Source organism: Actinosynnema sp. NPDC020468 (assembly GCF_040642015.1).
In the GTDB taxonomy this organism is placed as follows: domain Bacteria; phylum Actinomycetota; class Actinomycetes; order Mycobacteriales; family Pseudonocardiaceae; genus Actinosynnema.
Genome location: NZ_JBFAEO010000015.1, coordinates 36867 through 54084 on the forward strand (window position 1 = coordinate 36867; position 17218 = coordinate 54084).

The 17218-nt window shown below is 73.2% G+C and carries 17 protein-coding genes; 13 read left to right on the forward strand and 4 right to left on the reverse strand.

All coding sequences use genetic code 11. The features are described 5' to 3' along the window. Positions 1 to 14 precede the first annotated feature (14 nt). The 5 genes from AB0G50_RS13500 to AB0G50_RS13520 are packed head-to-tail and all read left to right on the forward strand — an operon-like array spanning position 15 to position 5071. Positions 15 to 956: an ABC transporter permease gene (locus tag AB0G50_RS13500; RefSeq protein ID WP_360106692.1), complete on the forward strand. Its 942-nt coding sequence runs from the start codon at positions 15 to 17 to the stop codon at positions 954 to 956. Further along, positions 953 to 2815 carry a dipeptide/oligopeptide/nickel ABC transporter permease/ATP-binding protein gene (locus tag AB0G50_RS13505; RefSeq protein WP_360106696.1) on the forward strand — a complete coding sequence of 621 codons (1863 nt, stop codon included), beginning with the start codon at positions 953 to 955 and terminating at the stop codon, positions 2813 to 2815. The genes AB0G50_RS13500 and AB0G50_RS13505 overlap by 4 nt, the downstream gene beginning before the upstream one ends. Then, positions 2812 to 3687: an ATP-binding cassette domain-containing protein gene (locus AB0G50_RS13510; protein ID WP_360106698.1), complete on the forward strand. Its 876-nt coding sequence runs from the start codon at positions 2812 to 2814 to the stop codon at positions 3685 to 3687. The genes AB0G50_RS13505 and AB0G50_RS13510 overlap by 4 nt, the downstream gene beginning before the upstream one ends. A gap of 24 nt (positions 3688 to 3711) precedes the next feature. Continuing rightward, positions 3712 to 4302, forward strand: a complete 591-nt coding sequence (locus tag AB0G50_RS13515) for a TetR/AcrR family transcriptional regulator (RefSeq protein WP_360106701.1) — start codon at positions 3712 to 3714, stop codon at positions 4300 to 4302. A gap of 40 nt (positions 4303 to 4342) precedes the next feature. Beyond that, positions 4343 to 5071, forward strand: a complete 729-nt coding sequence (locus AB0G50_RS13520) for an alpha/beta fold hydrolase (protein ID WP_360106704.1) — start codon at positions 4343 to 4345, stop codon at positions 5069 to 5071. Positions 5072 to 5099: 28 nt separating this feature from the next. On the opposite strand, the gene AB0G50_RS13525 is transcribed toward AB0G50_RS13520, so the two are convergent. Continuing rightward, positions 5100 to 5816 carry an SDR family oxidoreductase gene (locus AB0G50_RS13525; protein WP_360106707.1) on the reverse strand — a complete coding sequence of 239 codons (717 nt, stop codon included), beginning with the start codon at positions 5814 to 5816 and terminating at the stop codon, positions 5100 to 5102. Positions 5817 to 5886: 70 nt separating this feature from the next. On the opposite strand from AB0G50_RS13525, the gene AB0G50_RS13530 reads away from it, so the two are divergent. Both AB0G50_RS13530 and AB0G50_RS13535 read left to right on the forward strand, forming a co-directional pair. Continuing rightward, the gene (locus tag AB0G50_RS13530) at positions 5887 to 6741 is read left to right on the forward strand and encodes a LysR family transcriptional regulator (protein ID WP_360106710.1); all 855 of its coding nucleotides are present in this window, start codon (positions 5887 to 5889) and stop codon (positions 6739 to 6741) included. A 91-nt stretch (positions 6742 to 6832) separates the two neighbouring features. Continuing rightward, positions 6833 to 7543, forward strand: coding sequence for a hypothetical protein (locus tag AB0G50_RS13535; protein WP_360106713.1), 711 nt, complete (start codon positions 6833 to 6835; stop codon positions 7541 to 7543). A gap of 6 nt (positions 7544 to 7549) precedes the next feature. Here AB0G50_RS13535 and AB0G50_RS13540 read toward each other — a convergent pair whose 3' ends face one another. Then, positions 7550 to 10771, reverse strand: a complete 3222-nt coding sequence (locus AB0G50_RS13540; protein WP_360106716.1) for a BTAD domain-containing putative transcriptional regulator — start codon at positions 10769 to 10771, stop codon at positions 7550 to 7552. A 166-nt stretch (positions 10772 to 10937) separates the two neighbouring features. Between AB0G50_RS13540 and AB0G50_RS13545 the strand changes: the two genes are divergently transcribed. Continuing rightward, a complete protein-coding gene (locus AB0G50_RS13545; RefSeq protein WP_360106719.1) occupies positions 10938 to 11354 on the forward strand; it encodes a peptidase inhibitor family I36 protein in 417 nt (138 codons plus the stop codon). A 71-nt stretch (positions 11355 to 11425) separates the two neighbouring features. Continuing rightward, positions 11426 to 12361 (forward strand): hypothetical protein, encoded by a 936-nt coding sequence (locus AB0G50_RS13550; RefSeq protein ID WP_360106722.1) that lies wholly within the window; start codon positions 11426 to 11428, stop codon positions 12359 to 12361. 346 nt (positions 12362 to 12707) lie between these two features. On the opposite strand, the gene AB0G50_RS13555 is transcribed toward AB0G50_RS13550, so the two are convergent. Further along, a complete protein-coding gene (locus tag AB0G50_RS13555; protein WP_360106725.1) occupies positions 12708 to 12938 on the reverse strand; it encodes a hypothetical protein in 231 nt (76 codons plus the stop codon). Positions 12939 to 13010: 72 nt separating this feature from the next. Here AB0G50_RS13555 and AB0G50_RS13560 point away from each other — a divergent pair, with 72 nt between their 5' ends. Next, a complete protein-coding gene (locus AB0G50_RS13560) occupies positions 13011 to 13592 on the forward strand; it encodes a hypothetical protein (protein WP_360106728.1) in 582 nt (193 codons plus the stop codon). Between the two features lie 1107 nt (positions 13593 to 14699). After that, positions 14700 to 15230: a CAP family protein gene (locus AB0G50_RS13565; protein WP_360106731.1), complete on the forward strand. Its 531-nt coding sequence runs from the start codon at positions 14700 to 14702 to the stop codon at positions 15228 to 15230. 304 nt (positions 15231 to 15534) lie between these two features. Here AB0G50_RS13565 and AB0G50_RS13570 read toward each other — a convergent pair whose 3' ends face one another. Next, complete coding sequence (locus tag AB0G50_RS13570) at positions 15535 to 16122, reverse strand: TIGR03086 family metal-binding protein (RefSeq protein ID WP_360106734.1); 588 nt, start codon at positions 16120 to 16122, stop codon at positions 15535 to 15537. A 51-nt stretch (positions 16123 to 16173) separates the two neighbouring features. Here AB0G50_RS13570 and AB0G50_RS13575 point away from each other — a divergent pair, with 51 nt between their 5' ends. Beyond that, positions 16174 to 16593, forward strand: coding sequence for a MarR family transcriptional regulator (locus AB0G50_RS13575; protein ID WP_360106737.1), 420 nt, complete (start codon positions 16174 to 16176; stop codon positions 16591 to 16593). A gap of 59 nt (positions 16594 to 16652) precedes the next feature. Beyond that, positions 16653 to 17207, forward strand: a complete 555-nt coding sequence (locus AB0G50_RS13580) for a cysteine hydrolase family protein (protein WP_360106740.1) — start codon at positions 16653 to 16655, stop codon at positions 17205 to 17207. Positions 17208 to 17218 lie beyond the last annotated feature (11 nt).

The following is a 17218-nucleotide window of genomic DNA, read 5'->3' on the forward strand; positions in this document are numbered from 1 at the left end:
TGAGGAGCCGAAGAATGCTTTCCTTCATCGGAAAACGCCTGCTGTCCGGGATCATGCTGCTCTTGGTCGTCACGAGCGGCACGTTCTTCCTCGCCCACCTGGCCGTCGGCGACCCGACCCCCGGCCTGCTGGGCAACAGCGCCACCCCCGCACAGCAGGCCGCCCTGCGTGCCAAGATCGGCTACGACCAGCCGATCCTCGTCCAGTTCTGGGACTGGCTCTCGCACGCCGCCACCGGCAATTTCGGCACGTCGTGGCGCAGCTTCCAGCCGGTCGGCGACCAGTTGGCCCTGCGGGTCCCGGTGACGCTGTCCGTCGTCGTCTTCGCGACGCTGCTCGCCGCCGTCATCGGTGTGGCGGTGGGCATCGCGTGCGGCCTGCGCCCCGGTGGCGTGCTGGACCGCGTGCTCAAGCTGGCCTCGGTCGTCCTGTTCGCGCTCCCCGGTTTCTGGGTCAGCCTCGTGCTGGTCACGTGGTTCGGCATCCAGCTGAAGTGGTTCCCCGCGGTCGGGTACGTCTCGCCGGACGTGTCGGTCGGCGAGTGGATCCGGTCGATCACGCTGCCGTCGGTGTCCCTCGCCCTCGGCGCGATCGTCATGGTCGCCGAGCAGCTGCGCAACGGCTTCATGCAGGTCGCCAACCAGGACTTCGTGCGCACGCTGCGGGCTCGCGGGCTGTCGAGCAGGCGCGTGACGATGCACGTGCTGCGCAACGCCTCGCCGGCCGCGCTGACCGTGCTCGCCCTGATGTTCGTCGGCCTGCTCGGTGGCGCGATCGTCGTGGAGATCGTGTTCAACCTGCCCGGCATCGGCAGCCTGACCCAGTCCGCCTCGCAGATCGGCGACATCCCGATCCTGCTGGGCCTGACCGCCATCACCGTGGTGTTCGTCGTCATCGTCAACTTCCTGCTCGACCTCGTGCTCGGGTGGGTCAACCCGAAGGTGCGCGACCGATGACCGCTGCCCCCTTCCCCGCCGCACTGGCACCCGTGAAGCGGATCTCGCTGTTCCGGCGCTTCATGCGCCGGCCCCTCGGCGTGGTCGCGCTCGTCGTGCTGCTGATCGTGGTGGCCGCCGCGCTGCTCGCGCCGTGGCTCGCGCCGTTCGACCCGAACCGGGTCGACTTCATGCTCGTCCACGCGGAACCGGGCAACGGCCACCTCCTCGGTGGCGACTCGGCGGGACGCGACATCCTGAGCCGGCTGCTCTACGGCGCGCAGACCACGCTGTTCGGCGCCGTGATCACCTGTGGCGCGGGCCTGCTGCTCGGCGTGCCGACCGGTGTGGTCGCCGGGTACTTCGGCGGCGCCGTCGACCGGGTGTTCTCCTGGATCAGCGACGCGCTCCAGTCCGTGCCCGGCATGATCGTGCTGCTGGTCGTCGCGGCCGGCACCGGCTCGTCGTTCCCGGTCCTGATGGTCGCGCTGGGCATCTTCCTGGCGCCCGGCTACTACCGGATCACCCGGGCCCGCGCGCTGGCCGTGGGCAAGGAGCCCTACATCGACGCCGCCCGGGTGGCCGGCGTGACCAACCCGCGGATCCTGCGCACGCACATGCTGCGCGCGGTCTACGCCCCGATCGTGGTGCAGACCGCCCTCACCGGCGGCATCGCGATCGGCATGCAGGCGGGCTTGCAGTTCCTCGGCATCGGCTCGGCGTCGACGCCGAGCTGGGGCCAGGCGATGAACGACGGCTTCCAGACCATGCTGACCTACCCGCTGATCCTGCTGTGGCCGTCGATCGCGCTGGGTCTGACGATCGCCGCGCTGGCGTTCATCGGCTCGACGCTCGCGGACCTGATCAGCATCCGGGCCGAGCAGCCGACCCGCAAGGGCCGGATCCTGGCCCGACGGGCGCTCGCCGCGCCCGCGCCGGAGCCCGGCGAGCTGACCGACCGCGTCGCGAGCGGCGAGCACCAGCACTCGATCGAGGACTGCGCGCTGCGGATCGACAACCTGCGCGTCGGCTACCCGTCGCCCGGTGGGGTGAAGGAGGTCGTGCGCGGCGTGTCCCTGGACGCGGCGCCCGGCGAGGTGCTCGGCATCGTCGGCGAGTCCGGTTCGGGCAAGACGCAGACCGTGTTCACCGTGCTGGACCTGCTGCCCTCGGGCGGCACCTCGGTGTCGGACGGCATCTGGGTGTCCGGCAAGGAGGTCAGCAAGCTCTCCACGAAGGAGCGGGCCGCGCTGCTGGGTCGCTCGATCGGGTACGTGCCGCAGGAGCCGCTGTCCAACCTCGACCCGTGCTACACCGTCGAGCACCAGCTGGTCGAGCCGCTCCGCCACGTGCACGGCATGTCGAAGACCGACGCCCGCGCCCGTGCCCGCGAGGTGCTGGTCCGGGTGGGCATCACCGACCCCGACCGGGTGCTGGGCTCGTACCCGCACCAGATCTCGGGCGGCATGGCCCAGCGCGTGCTGATCGCGGGCGCGGTGTCCGGGCGGCCGTCGCTGCTGGTCGCCGACGAGCCGACCACCGCGCTCGACGTCACGGTGCAGGCCGAGGTGCTGGAGCTGCTGCGCGAGTTGCAGCAGGAGTACAACATGGCGCTGGTGATCGTCACGCACAACTTCGGCGTGGTGGCGGACATCTGCGACCGGGTCGTGGTGATGAAGGACGGTCGGATCGTGGAGACCGGTCCGGTGGAGCGGATCTTCGCGAACCCGGAGGACCCCTACACGGCCGAGCTGATCAGCGCGTCCCTGGACGACACCGAGGGACGGGTCGAGCTGGACCAGACCTGGGAGGCGCAGGAGTCCCCTGTCGCCGAGGACGTTGCCGCCGCGCACGCGGGCGGAGAGGACGGTTCCCGATGAACGCGCCCGACATCGCTCCCGAGGTCGAGGCCCAGGTCACCGGCAAGGGCGCCGCGCCCCTGCTCTCGGTCGAGGACCTGGTGGTGGACTACCGGATCTCGCGCAAGGTGCGGTTCCGCGCCCTCAAGGGCGTGTCGATCGACGTCGGTCCGGGCGAGTGCGTCGGACTGGTCGGCGAGAGCGGCTCCGGCAAGTCCACGCTCGGCCGGGCCGTGCTGGGTCTGGCCACCGCCGCCGAGGGTCGCATCACGTTCGACGGCGAGGACATCACGCACGCGCGTGGCGCCGCCCGCCGCCGGCTGGCCAACGACATCCAGGTGGTCTTCCAGGACCCGTACGGCTCGCTCGACCCGACGATGACGGTCGGCGAGGTCCTCGCGGAGCCGCTGGAGGTGGCCGGCGCGAAGAAGGCGCAGGCCCGCTCGGTGGTCGCGGAGATGCTCGACCGGGTGAAGCTGCCCACCGACGCGGTGCACCGCTACCCGAGCGAGTTCTCCGGCGGTCAGCGGCAGCGGATCGCGATCGCCCGCGCGCTCGTCCGGCGGCCCCGGTTGATCGTGTGCGACGAGCCGGTGAGCGCGCTCGACCTCACCACCCAGGCGACGATCCTGGACCTGTTCATCGAGTTGCAACGGGAGACGGGGGTGTCCTACCTGTTCGTCTCGCACGACCTCGGCGTCGTGCGGCGGATCTGCCACCGCGTCTCGGTGATGTACCAGGGCGAGATCGTGGAGTCGGGCGCGACCACGTCCGTCACGGAGGACCCGAAGGACCCGTACACCCGGAGGCTGCTGCTCGCCGCCCCCGTCGCCGACCCGGCACGCCAAGCCGAACGCCGTGCCGCCTGGCTCGGTCTTCGCGACTCGGCGTGACGAGAATGCATTAGAGTCCGAATCATGCCGAAGGTCATCGATCATGATCAGCGGCGCCGGGAGATCGTCGAGGTCGCCAAGAAGCTGATCGCCGAGGGCGGCTTCGAGGCGGCCACGATGCGCAGCATCGTCGCCGCGGCCGGTTTCGCCAATGGCGCTCTCAAGTACTACTTCGCCAGCAAGGACGGGATCATCGCGGCGACGTTCGACAGCGTTCTCCAGGAGACCGCCGAGCGGATGTCCATGCTGGACCCGGACGCCAGTCCGATGGAGGCGCTCCAGGGGTTCGTCGAGGCGGCGATGCCCCTGGACGCGCACCGCATCACCTCGGCGCGCGTCCTGCTGGTGCTGTGGGAGCACTCGGTCACCAACCCCGACCTCGCGCGGCAGTACCGGGACCTGCTGACCACGTGGCGGGCGGAGCTGACCCGGCGCATCGCGGCGGCGTGGGGCGCCGGCGAGCCGCCCGAGGCGCCGGCCGTCGGCGCGCTGGCGGACGAGATCATCTCGGTCGCCATCGGCGCGAACGTGGCCAGCCTGATGCACCCGGTCGGCGAACTGGTCGACCGGTACACCGCGTACGTGGACGGTCTGATGCGCCGGATCGCGGGCTGACTCCTGGCTCCGATCGGGCTTTTTCGTCTACACTTGTAGAATGACCAACGCGCTTCCGACCACCCGCACCGAGCCCGTCACCGAGGTCACCGGCCCGCCCGTGCTGCTGATCCACGGGTTCACCGCCACCGGCGACGTGGACTTCCCCGCCGAGCGCTGGGCCGCCCCGCTGGCCGCCGCCGGCCGCGAGACGATCGTGGTGCACCTGCCCGGCCACGGCGGCGGCCCGGCCGTCGACTCGGCGGACGACGTGACCACCACGCGCGTGCTGGAGCGGCTGGCCGAGGGCGTCGGCCCGGTGTCCGAGGTCGACGTGGTGGGCTACTCCCTCGGCGCCCGCCTCGCGTGGGACCTCGTGGCCTCGAAGCTGGTGCCGGCGCGCCGCCTGGTGCTCGGCGGTCTGAGCCCGATGGAGCCGTTCGCGGCGGTGGACCTGGCCGTGGCCCGCGCGGCCGTGCAGGGCGGCCCGCAGCCGACCGACATGCTGACCGGCATCATCACCGGAATGGTCTCCGCGCCCGGCCAGGACTCCGAGTCGCTGCTGCGCCTGGTCGAGGGCCTGGCCCGGGAGTCGTTCGACCCGGCCGCCGGCGCCCCCGCCGTGCCGACGCTGTTCCTGGCCGGTCAGGAGGACCCGATGGCCCAGGGCGTCGACCAGCTCGTCGGCCTGATCGCCGACGCGCGCCTCCGGCAGGTGCCGGGCGACCACCTCGGCGCGCTCGCCGGCGAGGAGTTCCGCGCCGCCGTGTTCGAGTTCCTGGGCGTCTGACCCGTCGCGACGCGGTCGCGGTCCCGCGCTACCAGGGGACCGGGCCGCCGTCGTCGAAGAAGCCGCCCGTGGGTCCGCCGTCGGGCAGGGTGGCCAGTTCCACGGCGATCGCGGCGCCCTGCTCGGGCGTCCGGTCGCCGGCGTTGCCGTTCAGGTCGGTGGCGCACCAGCCCGGGCAGGCCGCGTTGACCAGGATGCCCTCCGGCGCCAACTCCTTGGCGTACTGGACGGTCAGCGCGTTGAGCGCCGTCTTGGACGTCGGGTAGGTCACCGACGGCGGCAGCGAGGCCAGCGCGGAGCCCGGGGTCGAGGTCGCGGCGAACGAGCCGACGCTGCTGGAGACGTTCACGATCCGCGCGGCGGGCGAGCGGCGCAGCAGTGGGAGCATCGCGTTGGTGACCGCGATGACGCCGAAGTAGTTGGTGTCGAACACCCTCCGCGCCACGTCCACGTCGATGCGGCTCGGCGGGTCGAAGCTGCCGCCGGTGATGCCCGCGTTGTTGACCAGCACGTCCAGCCGCCCGTGGCGCCGCTCGACGTGCTCCGCCGCCGCCCGCGCCGACGCCGGGTCGGTGACGTCCAGCCGCACCGAGTCCACGCCCAGCGCGGTCGCCGCCTCGGCGCGGCGGGTGTCGTCCCTGGCGGCCAGCACGACCGTGACGCCGCGCGCGGCCAGCTGTGCCGCGATCTGCCTGCCGATGCCCTTGTTCGCGCCGGTGACCAGCGCGACCCTCTTCTCGATCATGTCCCCAGTCCACCACCGGTCACCCCCACAGCGCCAAGACCGGCTCGGTCCCGGGCGATACCGTGGGGGTATGGACCTGCTGGAAACCCGCGAGCTGACCTACTTCGTCGCGGTCGCCGAGGAGTTGCACTTCGGCCGCGCGGCCCGGCGGCTGGGCATCGCGCAGCCGCCGCTGTCCCGGGCGATCCGGCGGATCGAGCAGCGGCTGGGCGTGGTGCTGGTCGAGCGGTCCGCGCGGGGCAACGAGCTCACCGCGGCGGGCGAGGTGCTGCTGCACGAGGCGCGCAAGGCGTTGGACGCCGTGGCGGCGGCGGATCGGCGGACGCGGCGGGCCGGGCTGGACGAGCCCCGGCTGGTGCTGGTGATGAAGGCGAACAGCGACGCCGGGCTGCTGCTCGCCGCGCTCGAGGCCTACCGCGCGGAACCCGACTCGGTGCCGGTCGAGGTGACGGTGTGCGGCATCGGGGAGCAGGCCGGCGTGCTGCGGGACGGGCGGGCGGACGTCGCGTTGCTGCACCTGCCCTACGACGACACGTCCGGGTTCGACGTGGAGGAGTTGCTGGTCGAGGGAGCCGTCGCGGTGCTGCCGCGCGAGCACCGGCTGGCGGGCCGGTCGACGCTGCTGATGGCCGACCTCGCCGGCGAGACGTTCCCGCGCCGGCCGGGCAAGGCGGGCGGCACCGGTCCCGAGGCCCGGGACTCCGCGCAGCTCATGCAGTTGATCGCGGTCGGCCAGGTGGTGGCCGTGCTGCCGGACTCGGTGCGGCACGACCTGCGGGCCGACCTGGTGGCCGTGCCGGTGTCGGACGGTCCGGTCACGACGGTCGCCGTCGGCTGGCCCGAGCGGTCCCGGTCGCGGGCGGTGGCGGCGTTCGTGCGCGCGGCGGCCAAGGCGGCCCGGCGGGAGACCACGTCCCCGGTGTGACCGTCCACAGTGGAGTGCAATCGGGTCACGGGTGGGTCTCGGGCACCCCGAGTCGCGGTGGCGGCGGAGATCGCTGAATACCCTGCTGGACGTGAGAAGATTCCACATCATTGCCCCGGTCGTCTGCGCCGCGTTGACCCTCGGCGCCTGCGGCCCGACCCCGGCCGCCGCTCCTTCCTCCACCTCCGCGGTCGCCGCCGGGGCCACGTCCACCACCCCGTCGGTCGACGCGGCCGCCGAGGGCAAGGCGGTGCGCGCGGCGTTCGACGGCTACAAGAAGGCGGCGTTGGACAAGGACGGCGCGGCGGCACGGCTGCTGTCCTCGTCCATGCGGGGTTTCTACGACAACGCCAAGAAGCTCGCCCTGACCGGGAGCGAGGTCGACGTGGTCGCGTCCGGCCCGTCGAGCGCGGTCACCGTGTACGTGCTGCGCGCCGAGATCGACCCCGCGCGGCTGCGGTCGATGTCCGCGCAGGACCTGATGACCTACGCCGTCGAGCAGGGGTTGATCGGCGAGAAGTCCGTCGAGAAGCTGGAGGTCGGCGAGCCCGTCGTCACCGGCGACACGGCCAAGGCACCGGTGCTCGTGCAGGGGGCCGACTCGGGCATGTCGCTGGACTTCCTCAAGGAGGACGGGGCCTGGCGCATCGACCTGAGCCCGCTGCTGGCCCTGGCGGACCAGGCGTTGGCGGCGGTCGCGAAGCAGCAGAACCTGAGCGTGGAGCAGTTGATCGACGCGACGTTGGCGCAGCGGTACGGCGCGGCCGCGGTGGCCGGCCTGAAGCACCCGCTGGAGGGCTGAGCCCGTTCACCCGCGGTCCAGGGCGTCGAGGTGCCGGCGGACGAGGTCGGCCTCGGCGTCGCGGCCCTGGGCGCGGTACAGGTCGTGGGCCTGCCGCCAGGTGTCCCGGGCCTGCTCGCGCAGGTTCAGCGCCGCGTACGGGTGCGCCAGGTTGTCCAGCGTGGTCGCGCACTCGTAGGTGTTGTCGAGGGCCGCGTACAGCGCGTGTGCCTCGCGGTAGTGCTCGACGGCCCGGTGGTGCCGGCCCGCGAGGTGGTCCAGGTAGCCGAGGCTGTCCAGGGTGGCCGCCTCGCCCGGCCGGTTGTCGTGGGCGCGGTGCAGGGTCAGGGCCTCCGCGCAGTGCGCCCGTGCCGCGTCGTGCGCGCCGGTGCGGGCCTCGTACCAGCCGACCTGGTTGAGGGCGTCCGCGCGGCCCACCGGGTCGGTGGTCGGGAGCAGGCGCAGCGAGCGGATGGCGTGGTGCAGGGCGCGGTGGTCGTCGTCGCGCTCTCCCCACGCCTGCGCGAGCATCCGGTGGGTGAGGGCCTGCTGCATCGCGTCGTCGTGCCGCTCCGCCAGCGCCAGCGCCTCGGACAGGTGGTCGGTCGCCTCCTCGTGCCGGCCGAGGTCCGCGTAGGCGACGCCGAGGAAGCGGTGCGTGCGCACCAGGACCGCCGGGTCGGGCAGGTGGTGGGCGACCTCCAGCGCGGAGCGCCACACAGCCAACCGGTCGTGCCGGTGACCCCGGCGGTAGTGGAAGGCGGTCAGCGTCCACGCCGACAGCCACACCAGGTCGTGCCACCCCCGCGCGACCGCGACCTGGTGAGCGGCGAGCAGGTTCGGGTGCTCGGCGTGGAACCAGGCCAGGGCCTGCGCGCCGTCGGCGAGCGGGTGCGGTCGCACGTCGGTCGGTCCCGGCTCGACGGCCTGGCGGTGCGGGTCCAGGAGCCGGTCGGCCGCGTGCGCGGTGCGGGTGTAGAAGTCCAGCACCCGGCGCAGGGCGGCGGCACGGACGTCCTCGGCGACCTCGGCGGCGGCGTACGCGCGGATCAGGTCGTGCATCCGGTACCGGCCCGACGCGTGCCGGGTGATCAACGACGCCTGCTCCAGACCGCGCAGCGCCGCCCGGACGTCGGCGGCGGGCAACCCGGTCAGGGCGACGGCCGCCGGCACCCCGATGTCCGGACCCGGCGCGTCACCCAGCAGGGCGAACACGGTGGCCTGGTCGGGTGTCAGACCCCGGCGCGACCAGGACAGCACGGTCGGTAGGCCGGCGGCCGGGTCGTCGTCCAACGCGTCCAGCCCGAACTCGCGCAGCGCCGCGACCGACTCGGCCAGCGGCAGGCGCTCGTGGACCCGGGCGTGCCCCGCGACGATGCCCAGCGCCAGCGGGAAACCGCCGCACAGCGCCACGAGCTCACCCACCGCCGCCCGCTCCGCCGCGACCCGGTCCGCGCCGAGCCGCTCGGTCAGCAGGGCCCGTGCCTCGGCGTCGGACAGCACGTCCAGCGCCAACTGGTGCGCCGCGTGGGTGGTGGTCAACCCGGGTAACCGACGGCGGCTCGTCACCAGCACGGTGCACGTCGCGCTGCCCGGCAGCAGCGGGGTGACCTGCGCGGTGTCGGCGGCGTTGTCCAGCACCAGCAGCACCCGCCGCCCCGCGACGAGGCTCCGGAACAGCGCGGCCTGCGCGTGCGGCTCGACCGGTATCCGCGCGGGGTCCACCCCGAGCGTGTCCAGGAACCCGCGCACGGCCACCGCGGAACTCATCGGCACCCCGTCCGGCCCGAACCCGCGCAGGTCGACGAACAACTGCCCGTCGGGGAACAGTTCCGCGTTGCGGTGCGCCCAGTGCAACGCCAACCACGTCTTCCCGATGCCACCCGCACCGCCGACCGCGGAGATCGCCACCGTGGCCCCGTCGCGCGCCTTGCTCAACGCCACGTCGAGCCGGTCCAACTCGTCCTGCCGCCCGACGAACGCACTGGGCGCGGCGGGCAACTCCCGCGGCACGACAACCGGCACGACAACCTGACCCTGCACGCCGACGCGCACAACAGCCGGCGCAACCTGCCCCGACACGTCCTGCCCCGACACGTCCTGCCCGGGCGCCGCGACCGGCGCGGCCTGACCCGGCGCTGCGACCAGCGCGGCCTGCCCTGCCGCGTCGTGCTCCAGCGCAGCCTGGTCTCGCACACCCTGACCTGCCCCGCCCTGACCTACCGCGCCGCGACCCGCCACCCCTTGCCCCGCCACCTCTTGCCGCCCCGCTGCCTCTTGTCCCGCCACGCCTCGCCCCGGCGTGGGCAAACCCGGCGTGACCTGTCCTGGCGCGGCCCCGGCGAGCCCCGGATCGGCGACCAGGATCCTCCGGTGCAACTCCTGGAGCGCGGGCCCGGGATCCACCCCCAACTCCTCGACCAGCCGTTCCCGGAACGCCCGGTGGTGCTCCAACGCGTCACCGACCCGCCCGACCCGGTAGAGCGCGAGCAGGTACTGCCCCGCGACCCGCTCGTCCAACGGGTGCTCCACCACCCGCCCGGCCAACTCCGCCACCAGCCCACCGCCCTGCCCGGCCCGCAACCGCGCGTCGACCAGATCGTGCTGCGCAGCCACCCGCTCCCGCCCCAACCGCTCCCGCTCCGCCTCCGCCCACTCCCCGTCCAACCCGGTCAACGCCTCACCCCGCCACAACGCCAACGCCTCGCCCAACACCCGCACCGGGTCCACCCCGTCCCCGGCCCGATCCCGCAACGCCCGGAACATCCCCAAATCCACCACCGGCTCCGCCGACACCAGCGCGTACCCACCCGACCGCCGCACGATCACGACCGAGCCCTCAGCCCCACCGACGCCACCGGTCCCGCCCACGAACCCAGTCCCGCCTGCACGGGCCACACCACCCACGCCCGCCCCGCCACCGGCTCCACCCACCCCGGCCACCCCGGCCACGGCACTCGCGCCGGCCACACCAGCCGCAACACTCGCGCCACCCACGGCACTCGCGCGGCTCGCGGCGTCCGCTTCGGCCAGCACCCGGCGCAGCCGGGACACGTAGCTGTGCAAGGTGGCCCGCGCCCGTCGCGGCGCGTCGACGCCCCACACCCGTTCCACCAGCCGATCCACCGGCACCACCCGCCCGGCGTCGACGGCCAGCGCCGCCAGCACGCACCGCTGCCTGGCCGGACCCGGGTCCACCGGGTGCCCGTGGACGTGCACGGCGACCTCGCCCAACAACCGCAGCAACACCACACCACCCCCAAGGTGACGCCGCCCGGGCCGCGACGGCCCTGAGCAGCGCAGTGCAGAACCTCGCAAGCCGTCCGCACGACCGACCCCCGATCGTCGGCGGCACGGCGGTCCGCAGTCTCCGAACCGCCGGAAAACCCAGTCAGGCCAACGGAAGGACCGCGCCATGACCACACTCGGCAGGAAGATCGCGCACGCCGCCGTCGCCCTCGGCGCGACCGCCGCCCTCGCGCTCGCCACCACGACCACCGCGTCCGCGGCGACGGCGCGCAACGGCGTCTGCGAAACCGGCGAGTTCTGCCTGTACTACCTGAGCGGACTCGAGGGGTCGGTGTCCGACTTCACCACCTCCGTCCCGGACTACGGCACCAGCCAGCCCGGCTGCTACGAGTTCAAGGGTGCCGGCTACGGACAGGGGCTGTGCGTGAAGAACAACGCGCGTTCGGCGTGGAACCGGCGCGCCGGCGCCGCGCGCGTGTACTACAACTCCTACTACGGCGGTGGCGACGACGTCGTGAACGGCTACGACTACCGGGACCTCGCGATCACCTACGACGAGAACGCCTCGCACGCGGTCGGCTGACCGACGCCCGTATCGTCTGGGGGTCCCGGCCCGGCCCGGGACCCCCGCGCCGACGTCCAGGAGGCAGGCACATGCACGCGACGATCGACCCCCGGCAGTGGCCGGGCCGCGTGGTGCCCGAAACCGATGCCCAGGTCGCCGCCGCCGTCGAGTCGCTGTGCCTGCGCGCCCAGTGGGCCACCGCGAACCGGGCCCGGGTCGCCGCCGTGGTCGGCCGGTGGTTCGACCGGGGCTGGTGCGTCGACGCCGTCCTGCGCGCCGTCGACCTGACCCCGTCCGGCACGCTCCAACGCCGCAAGGGCGACCGCCAGGAGGCCCACCTCTTCCTCCGCGACCGCCTGCGGTTCTGGTTCGCCGACGACGGCGCGGACAGCGCCACCGAACCCCTCCGCCCCCCGGTGCAGGGCATGACCTTCGCCCAGTGGTGGGACATCAGCCGCCGCAACGAACGCACCAACCGGGTCCGCCGCCGAGCCCCGCTGACCGCGGAGGGCGAGAAGGCCCGAGCCGAAGCCCGCGCCACGGTCCGGACGAACGACCGCGACGCCATCGCCACCGCCCGCACCAGGGGCCGACTCCGCCAGGACGCCCTGGACAGCCTCCTGCCCGCCGGCACCCCACCCCCGACCTTCGAGGACTCCCACCGCCCCGCGCCACCGAGGCCGGTCGACCGCCGGGTGGGCAACTGGGTCGGCCGCCAACAGGTCATCGCCGACGACCCGACCGTCCGCAAAGCCCTGGACGTCGTCCTGACCTCCGAGGGCCGCCCCACCCCGGAGGCGGTGGCCCGGTTGCGCAACGCCGTGCGCGACGCCCGCTGGACCGCCGAAATGGCCGGCATGGAGGCGATCACCACCCCCACCTCCGCCACCTCGCCCCCGCTGGGCCGAGAGGCACGCCGCGTCCTGGACTACGTCGAACAGGCCATCAAGGACGACCTGCCCTTCGACGTCATGGTCTTCCTCCTCCGCGACACCACCCGCCCCCGCCCGCGCCGCGTCTCCTAACCCCGGGTCCACCCGACGGGATCGTCAGGCCGCGAACCCGATCCGGTGACGGGTGCGGAACAGGGCGCCACGACAGGCCACGCCCGAACACCACGGTCCGCGGCAGACCGCGCACGGCGCTGTCCGGACCGGCGACCGTGAGGGCACGCGGCTTTCGGTGCTCGGCGCCAAGACGCGCTCGCCGCGAGCCCACCGGCCATCTGAGCCGACGGGTACCGCCACCACGATCGCCGACCCCTCCGACCAGGCGGGCCGTCGGATCCGGCGAGGGGCACGTGGCCGTCACCCGGCCGCGGTCCGCCTTGCCGTGCTCGGCGAGCGCTCCCGACGACGCCCCGACCAGGGTTTAGTCGGCCGGGCCGCGCAGCGTCAGCACCACCCGCAGGACGTGCTCGACCGCCGCCGGGAACACCGCCCCGCGCAGCTCCCCGCGACTCGCCAGCGTGTGCGAGGCGAACTCGACCATGCGATCGGTTCCCCCGCGCCGCACCAGCAGCGCGGCGACGTCCTCCAGGTCGAGGTCGGGGTTGTCGAGACGGGTCAGCGCGAACTCGACGATCAGTTCCTCGTCGGTCATGACCACCTCCGCGTGTCGTCGTCCAGCCTAGTTCGGCGAGGATCGTCGGCACGGTTCGATGAGGGGAGCGTCATGGATCTGATGACCGGCATCGCGGTGGACGAGGTGTGCGCCCGCCTGGCCGGACGCCTGTCCGACGACGTCCAGCGCACTGTGCGCGAGCACTTCGCCGCGGGGGAGTGGACGGTGGGCGAGTCGGTGCTGCTGCTGAGCCTGGCACGCGAAGGTGTCGGCATCACCCGCGCCGAACGCGACCTCATCCGCTTCTTCTCCGCGGACCCGGACGCCCCGGAACTCGCCCGGGTGCCGGAGGTGCCGGCGCCACCCACCCCGCGCTTCCACTTCCGGCCGGACGGCCCAGCGCACGCGCCCGATCCGAGCCGGGCCGACGCCGTGCTGGCAACCGGAGCGGCCGAGCTCGGCGGACGACGGTTGAGCCGGGCGTGGCGAGAACCCCTGGACGGCGGGTCGGGTGACTGGGTCCACCTGCTGGAGGTGGGCGACGACGTGAACGAGTTGGCCGTGTACTCGAGTTTGTCCTCTCTGTTGTGGGATTCGTCGCGGGAGAAGGGGAACCTGGAGATCGGCACGGGCCGCTGGCGGCTCTACCACGCCGCCGTGCTCGCCGGCGGTCGCCAGATCTGGTCTGCCTGACCCGCCACCGCCGCCCCCGGTCGGCGCACGGTCTCCGCCCGGCGACCGTGTTGTCGTGTTGGACGAACCGCCTCGGGAACGCGACGGCCGACGTCACCAGGCCGACACCCTTGTCCGGCAACGCCTTCACCGCGAACCTCACGTCGAGCCCAGGGCTCACCCCGCCTGTGGTCGCGCCCGAAGCGAGGTCGGCACGCCGCCGATCGACTGGTGTGCCGGGGATCGCCCGGCGGAGCCTGCCCCTCCGGTCGAGCACGGTTCAGGCCCGCGACGCGGCCGGTGGACGACCGGGGCAGAAGCCGTCCGCCATAGCGGGTCGGCCCCTGTCTGCGGTGCGAGCGTGCCGTTCCACGACGCGGCACTACGACGCGGTGCTTCGCGCCGTCGATCTCCTCCTTGAAGGTCGGGCGGCCCGGGCCTGAGGTCGAGGGACAGGCCGGTGTCGGACTGCGAGATCGTCGTTTCGGGGTGTGGTCGGACGTGAGCCGGGCCGTGGTCAGGCGCGCCTCGGCGGAGGGCTACGGATCGCGGGTTCGGGCGTGTGGAGGTGACCGCCGCGATGATCATCCGTCCGGCTCGGTCGCGGTGGCCGGGTGGTGGCCGTGGTTGTGGGTCACGCGCGGGTGCCGGGCTGTGGTCGGGCGTGAGCCGGGCCGTGGTCAGGCGCGCCTCGGCGGAGGGCTACGGATCGCGGGTTCAGGCCTGTGGAGCTGCCCACCGCGATGATCACCCCGCCCGGCTCGGCTGCGGTGGCTGGGTGGGGCCGGGTGGCGGCTGGGGTTGTGGGGTCACGCGCGGGTGCCGGGTTGTGGTCGGGCGTGAGCCGGGAGGTGGTCAGGTGCAGCTCGCGGAGGGCTACGGGATCGCGGGTTCGGGCCTGTGGAGGTGCTCGCCGCGATGATCACCCCGCCCGGCTCGGTCGCGGTGGCTGGGTGGTGGCCGGGGTTGTGGGGGTACGCGCGCGTGCCGGGGTGGTGGCCGGGCGTGAGTCGGTTGACGGTCAGGTCCACCTCGGCGGGTGACACACGATGGTGTCGCCGAGGGGATGTGGAAGCGGGGTGAGGGCCCAGGATCCGGAGTCGTCCACAGAGGAGAGAGGTGCTGGTGATGCGTGTACGTGGTGTGGTGGCGGCCTGCCTGGCGATGGTGGTGTGCGCCGGGTCCGCCTCGGCGTCGACCGGTCGGGTGACCGACGGGTGGAGTGACGAGGTGGTCGCCCGGCACAACGCCGCGCGGGCGAAGTACGGCGCGGGGCCGTTGACCTGGAACGCGGAGTTGTACGCGGACACCCTCCGGTTCGCGCAGGCCTGCGAGTTCCGGCACTCCGGCGGCGGGAACGGGCAGTACGGGGAGAACCTGTACGCCGCGACCTCGCGCCGGGGGAAGATCGGGGACGCGGTGACGTCGTGGCTCAAGCAGGCCGACGACTACGACTACGGCAGCCCGGGCTACTCGGCGGCGACGGGCAGTTTCACGCAGCTGGTGTGGAAGTCCACGACGCAGGTCGTCGCGGCGGTCGTCTCCTGCCCGGCCGGGACCGTCCTGTCGACGCCGAGCACCTTCGTCGTGGCGCGCTACACCCCGCCCGGCAACTACGAGGGCGAGTTCGCGGAGAACGTGGGCAGGCCCGGTGCCTGAGCCTCGCGTCGAACCGGGGCTGCGCGGTGGACGGGAAGCACGCGGCGACGAGCGGGGAGGGTCCGCGTCGGTGGTCGAGGGTGGGTGTGTCGCCGGCGGGTAGGTCGGGAGTCGGGCCGGACGGCGGCGGCCGAGCCACCGGGTGAGGTGGCGGCGCAGGTGGGAGAGCAGGTGGGTCGCGGTGTTCGTCATGGCGCAAAGTGTCCGGACGACCACCGACAAAATCGGGGGGTGGGGAGCGGTTCCGGGAGGTCGTTCACTCCAAAGTGCAGCGATTCCGGGGCGTGCCGAGGATGTGCCGCGGTCACCGGCTGAGCAGGGGCGTCCACTCCGGGTCGCGACCCAGCAGGCCCAGGGTGCGGACCCAGCCGGTGGCCTCGGCCGCGAACGGCAGCGCGGGCGCGAAGGCGGCGTCCGGCGCGGTGCGGGACGGGCCGTCGGGCACGAGTTCGGCCTGGAGGCTCACCGCGACCAGCAGGTCGCCCTCGTAGTCGACGTCGACGCCGATCGTGGCGGCGACGTCCCAGCCGTGCACCAGGGTGTCGAGCAGGTGGAAGCCGACCGCGTCCTCCAGCGGGAACCGGTGGTTCTCGAACTCGGCCAGCAGCACCGGGCGGGACGGGGGAGCGGCGGCGAAGGCGACGGCGACCGCGTCCAGGCCTGCCTGGTGCGTGGCGGGCGTCGGCTCGCGGGGCGCGAACGCCTCGACGGGCACGTCCGCCAGCACGGCGGCCGCGAAGCCGTGGTCCTGGCCGATCATGTGCGCGAGCAGGTCGTGCAGGTCCCAACCGGCGCAGGGGGTCGGCCGGGTCAGGTCGGAGGGGCGCACCCGGTCGAGGATCGGCCGGAGGGCGTCCAGCGCGCGGCGGTGGAGTTCCAAGATGGTCTGCATAAGTAGACTATCTACCCAGGTAGACGATTTGTCGAGAGGTATTGTCGCGCCATGACGGGGCAGCGCCACGACCTCGGCGCGTCGTTCGCCAGGTTGGCCAGGGCGATGATCGAGGCCGAAACGCCGATCCTGCGCGCGCAGGGTGTCGAGATGTGGGACTACGTGGTGCTCGCCGCGCTGGAGACCGCCGCCGCGCCGACCCAGTCCGAACTCGCCGTCGCGGTGGGTCGGGACAAGACCAGGCTCATCCCGATCCTGGACCGGCTGGAGTCGCGCGGACTGCTCAGCCGCACGCCCGATCCGGCGGACCGGCGCAACCGGGTGGTCGCGCTCACCGATCCGGGTCGGACCGTGGTGGACGCGTGCCGGCGCGGCATCCGGGAGATGGAGGCCGGGTTCCTGGCGTCGGTACCGGCGACCGAGCGGCGCGCGTTCGTCGCGGTGCTGGACCGGCTGGCCGATTCCGTGTGAGCCCGAAATTGTCGGTGGTCGGGATTAGGGTTGGGTCACGACTTTCGGGGAGGTAACCGATGACCACGCTCGCAGACCGGCCTGGTGTTGCGTTGATCGTGATCGATGTGCAGAACGGTGTGGTGCAGGGGGCGTACGAGAGGGACGCCGTCGTCGCCAACATCGGGACGCTGGTGGACCGCGCGCGCTCGGCCGGTGTCGAGGTCGTGTGGGTTCAGCACCACAGCGACGAGTTGCCCCGCGACAGCGAGGTCTGGCAGTACGTGCCGGAGCTGGTGCGGCGTGCCGGCGAACCGGTGGTGCACAAGGCTTACGGCGACTCGTTCGAGGAGACCGACCTGGAGTCGGTGCTCGCCGGGCGCGGGGTCGGCAAGCTGGTGGTGGCCGGTGCCCAGACCGACGCGTGCGTGCGGTCGACGCTGCACGGCGCGTTCACGCGCGGGTACGACGTGACGCTGGTCGGGGACGCGCACACCACCGAGGACCTGTCGGCGTACGGCGCTCCGCCGCCCGGGCAGGTCATCGCGCACACGAACCTGTACTGGCGCTACCAGACCGCGCCGGGGCGCACCGCTGGCACGGTCGACACGGCGGAGGTGGACTTCGCGGTGTAGCGGTTCGGGGT

Coding starts and splice junctions, on each gene's coding strand:
- AB0G50_RS13500 (WP_360106692.1), top strand. CDS start 15: ATGCTTTCCTTCATCGGAAAACGCCTGCTGTCCGGGATCATGCTGCTC.
- AB0G50_RS13505 (WP_360106696.1), top strand. CDS start 953: ATGACCGCTGCCCCCTTCCCCGCCGCACTGGCACCCGTGAAGCGGATC.
- AB0G50_RS13510 (WP_360106698.1), top strand. CDS start 2,812: ATGAACGCGCCCGACATCGCTCCCGAGGTCGAGGCCCAGGTCACCGGC.
- AB0G50_RS13515 (WP_360106701.1), top strand. CDS start 3,712: ATGCCGAAGGTCATCGATCATGATCAGCGGCGCCGGGAGATCGTCGAG.
- AB0G50_RS13520 (WP_360106704.1), top strand. CDS start 4,343: ATGACCAACGCGCTTCCGACCACCCGCACCGAGCCCGTCACCGAGGTC.
- AB0G50_RS13525 (WP_360106707.1), bottom strand. CDS start 5,816: ATGATCGAGAAGAGGGTCGCGCTGGTCACCGGCGCGAACAAGGGCATC.
- AB0G50_RS13530 (WP_360106710.1), top strand. CDS start 5,887: ATGGACCTGCTGGAAACCCGCGAGCTGACCTACTTCGTCGCGGTCGCC.
- AB0G50_RS13545 (WP_360106719.1), top strand. CDS start 10,938: ATGACCACACTCGGCAGGAAGATCGCGCACGCCGCCGTCGCCCTCGGC.
- AB0G50_RS13550 (WP_360106722.1), top strand. CDS start 11,426: ATGCACGCGACGATCGACCCCCGGCAGTGGCCGGGCCGCGTGGTGCCC.
- AB0G50_RS13555 (WP_360106725.1), bottom strand. CDS start 12,938: ATGACCGACGAGGAACTGATCGTCGAGTTCGCGCTGACCCGTCTCGAC.
- AB0G50_RS13560 (WP_360106728.1), top strand. CDS start 13,011: ATGGATCTGATGACCGGCATCGCGGTGGACGAGGTGTGCGCCCGCCTG.
- AB0G50_RS13565 (WP_360106731.1), top strand. CDS start 14,700: ATGCGTGTACGTGGTGTGGTGGCGGCCTGCCTGGCGATGGTGGTGTGC.
- AB0G50_RS13570 (WP_360106734.1), bottom strand. CDS start 16,122: ATGCAGACCATCTTGGAACTCCACCGCCGCGCGCTGGACGCCCTCCGG.
- AB0G50_RS13575 (WP_360106737.1), top strand. CDS start 16,174: ATGACGGGGCAGCGCCACGACCTCGGCGCGTCGTTCGCCAGGTTGGCC.
- AB0G50_RS13580 (WP_360106740.1), top strand. CDS start 16,653: ATGACCACGCTCGCAGACCGGCCTGGTGTTGCGTTGATCGTGATCGAT.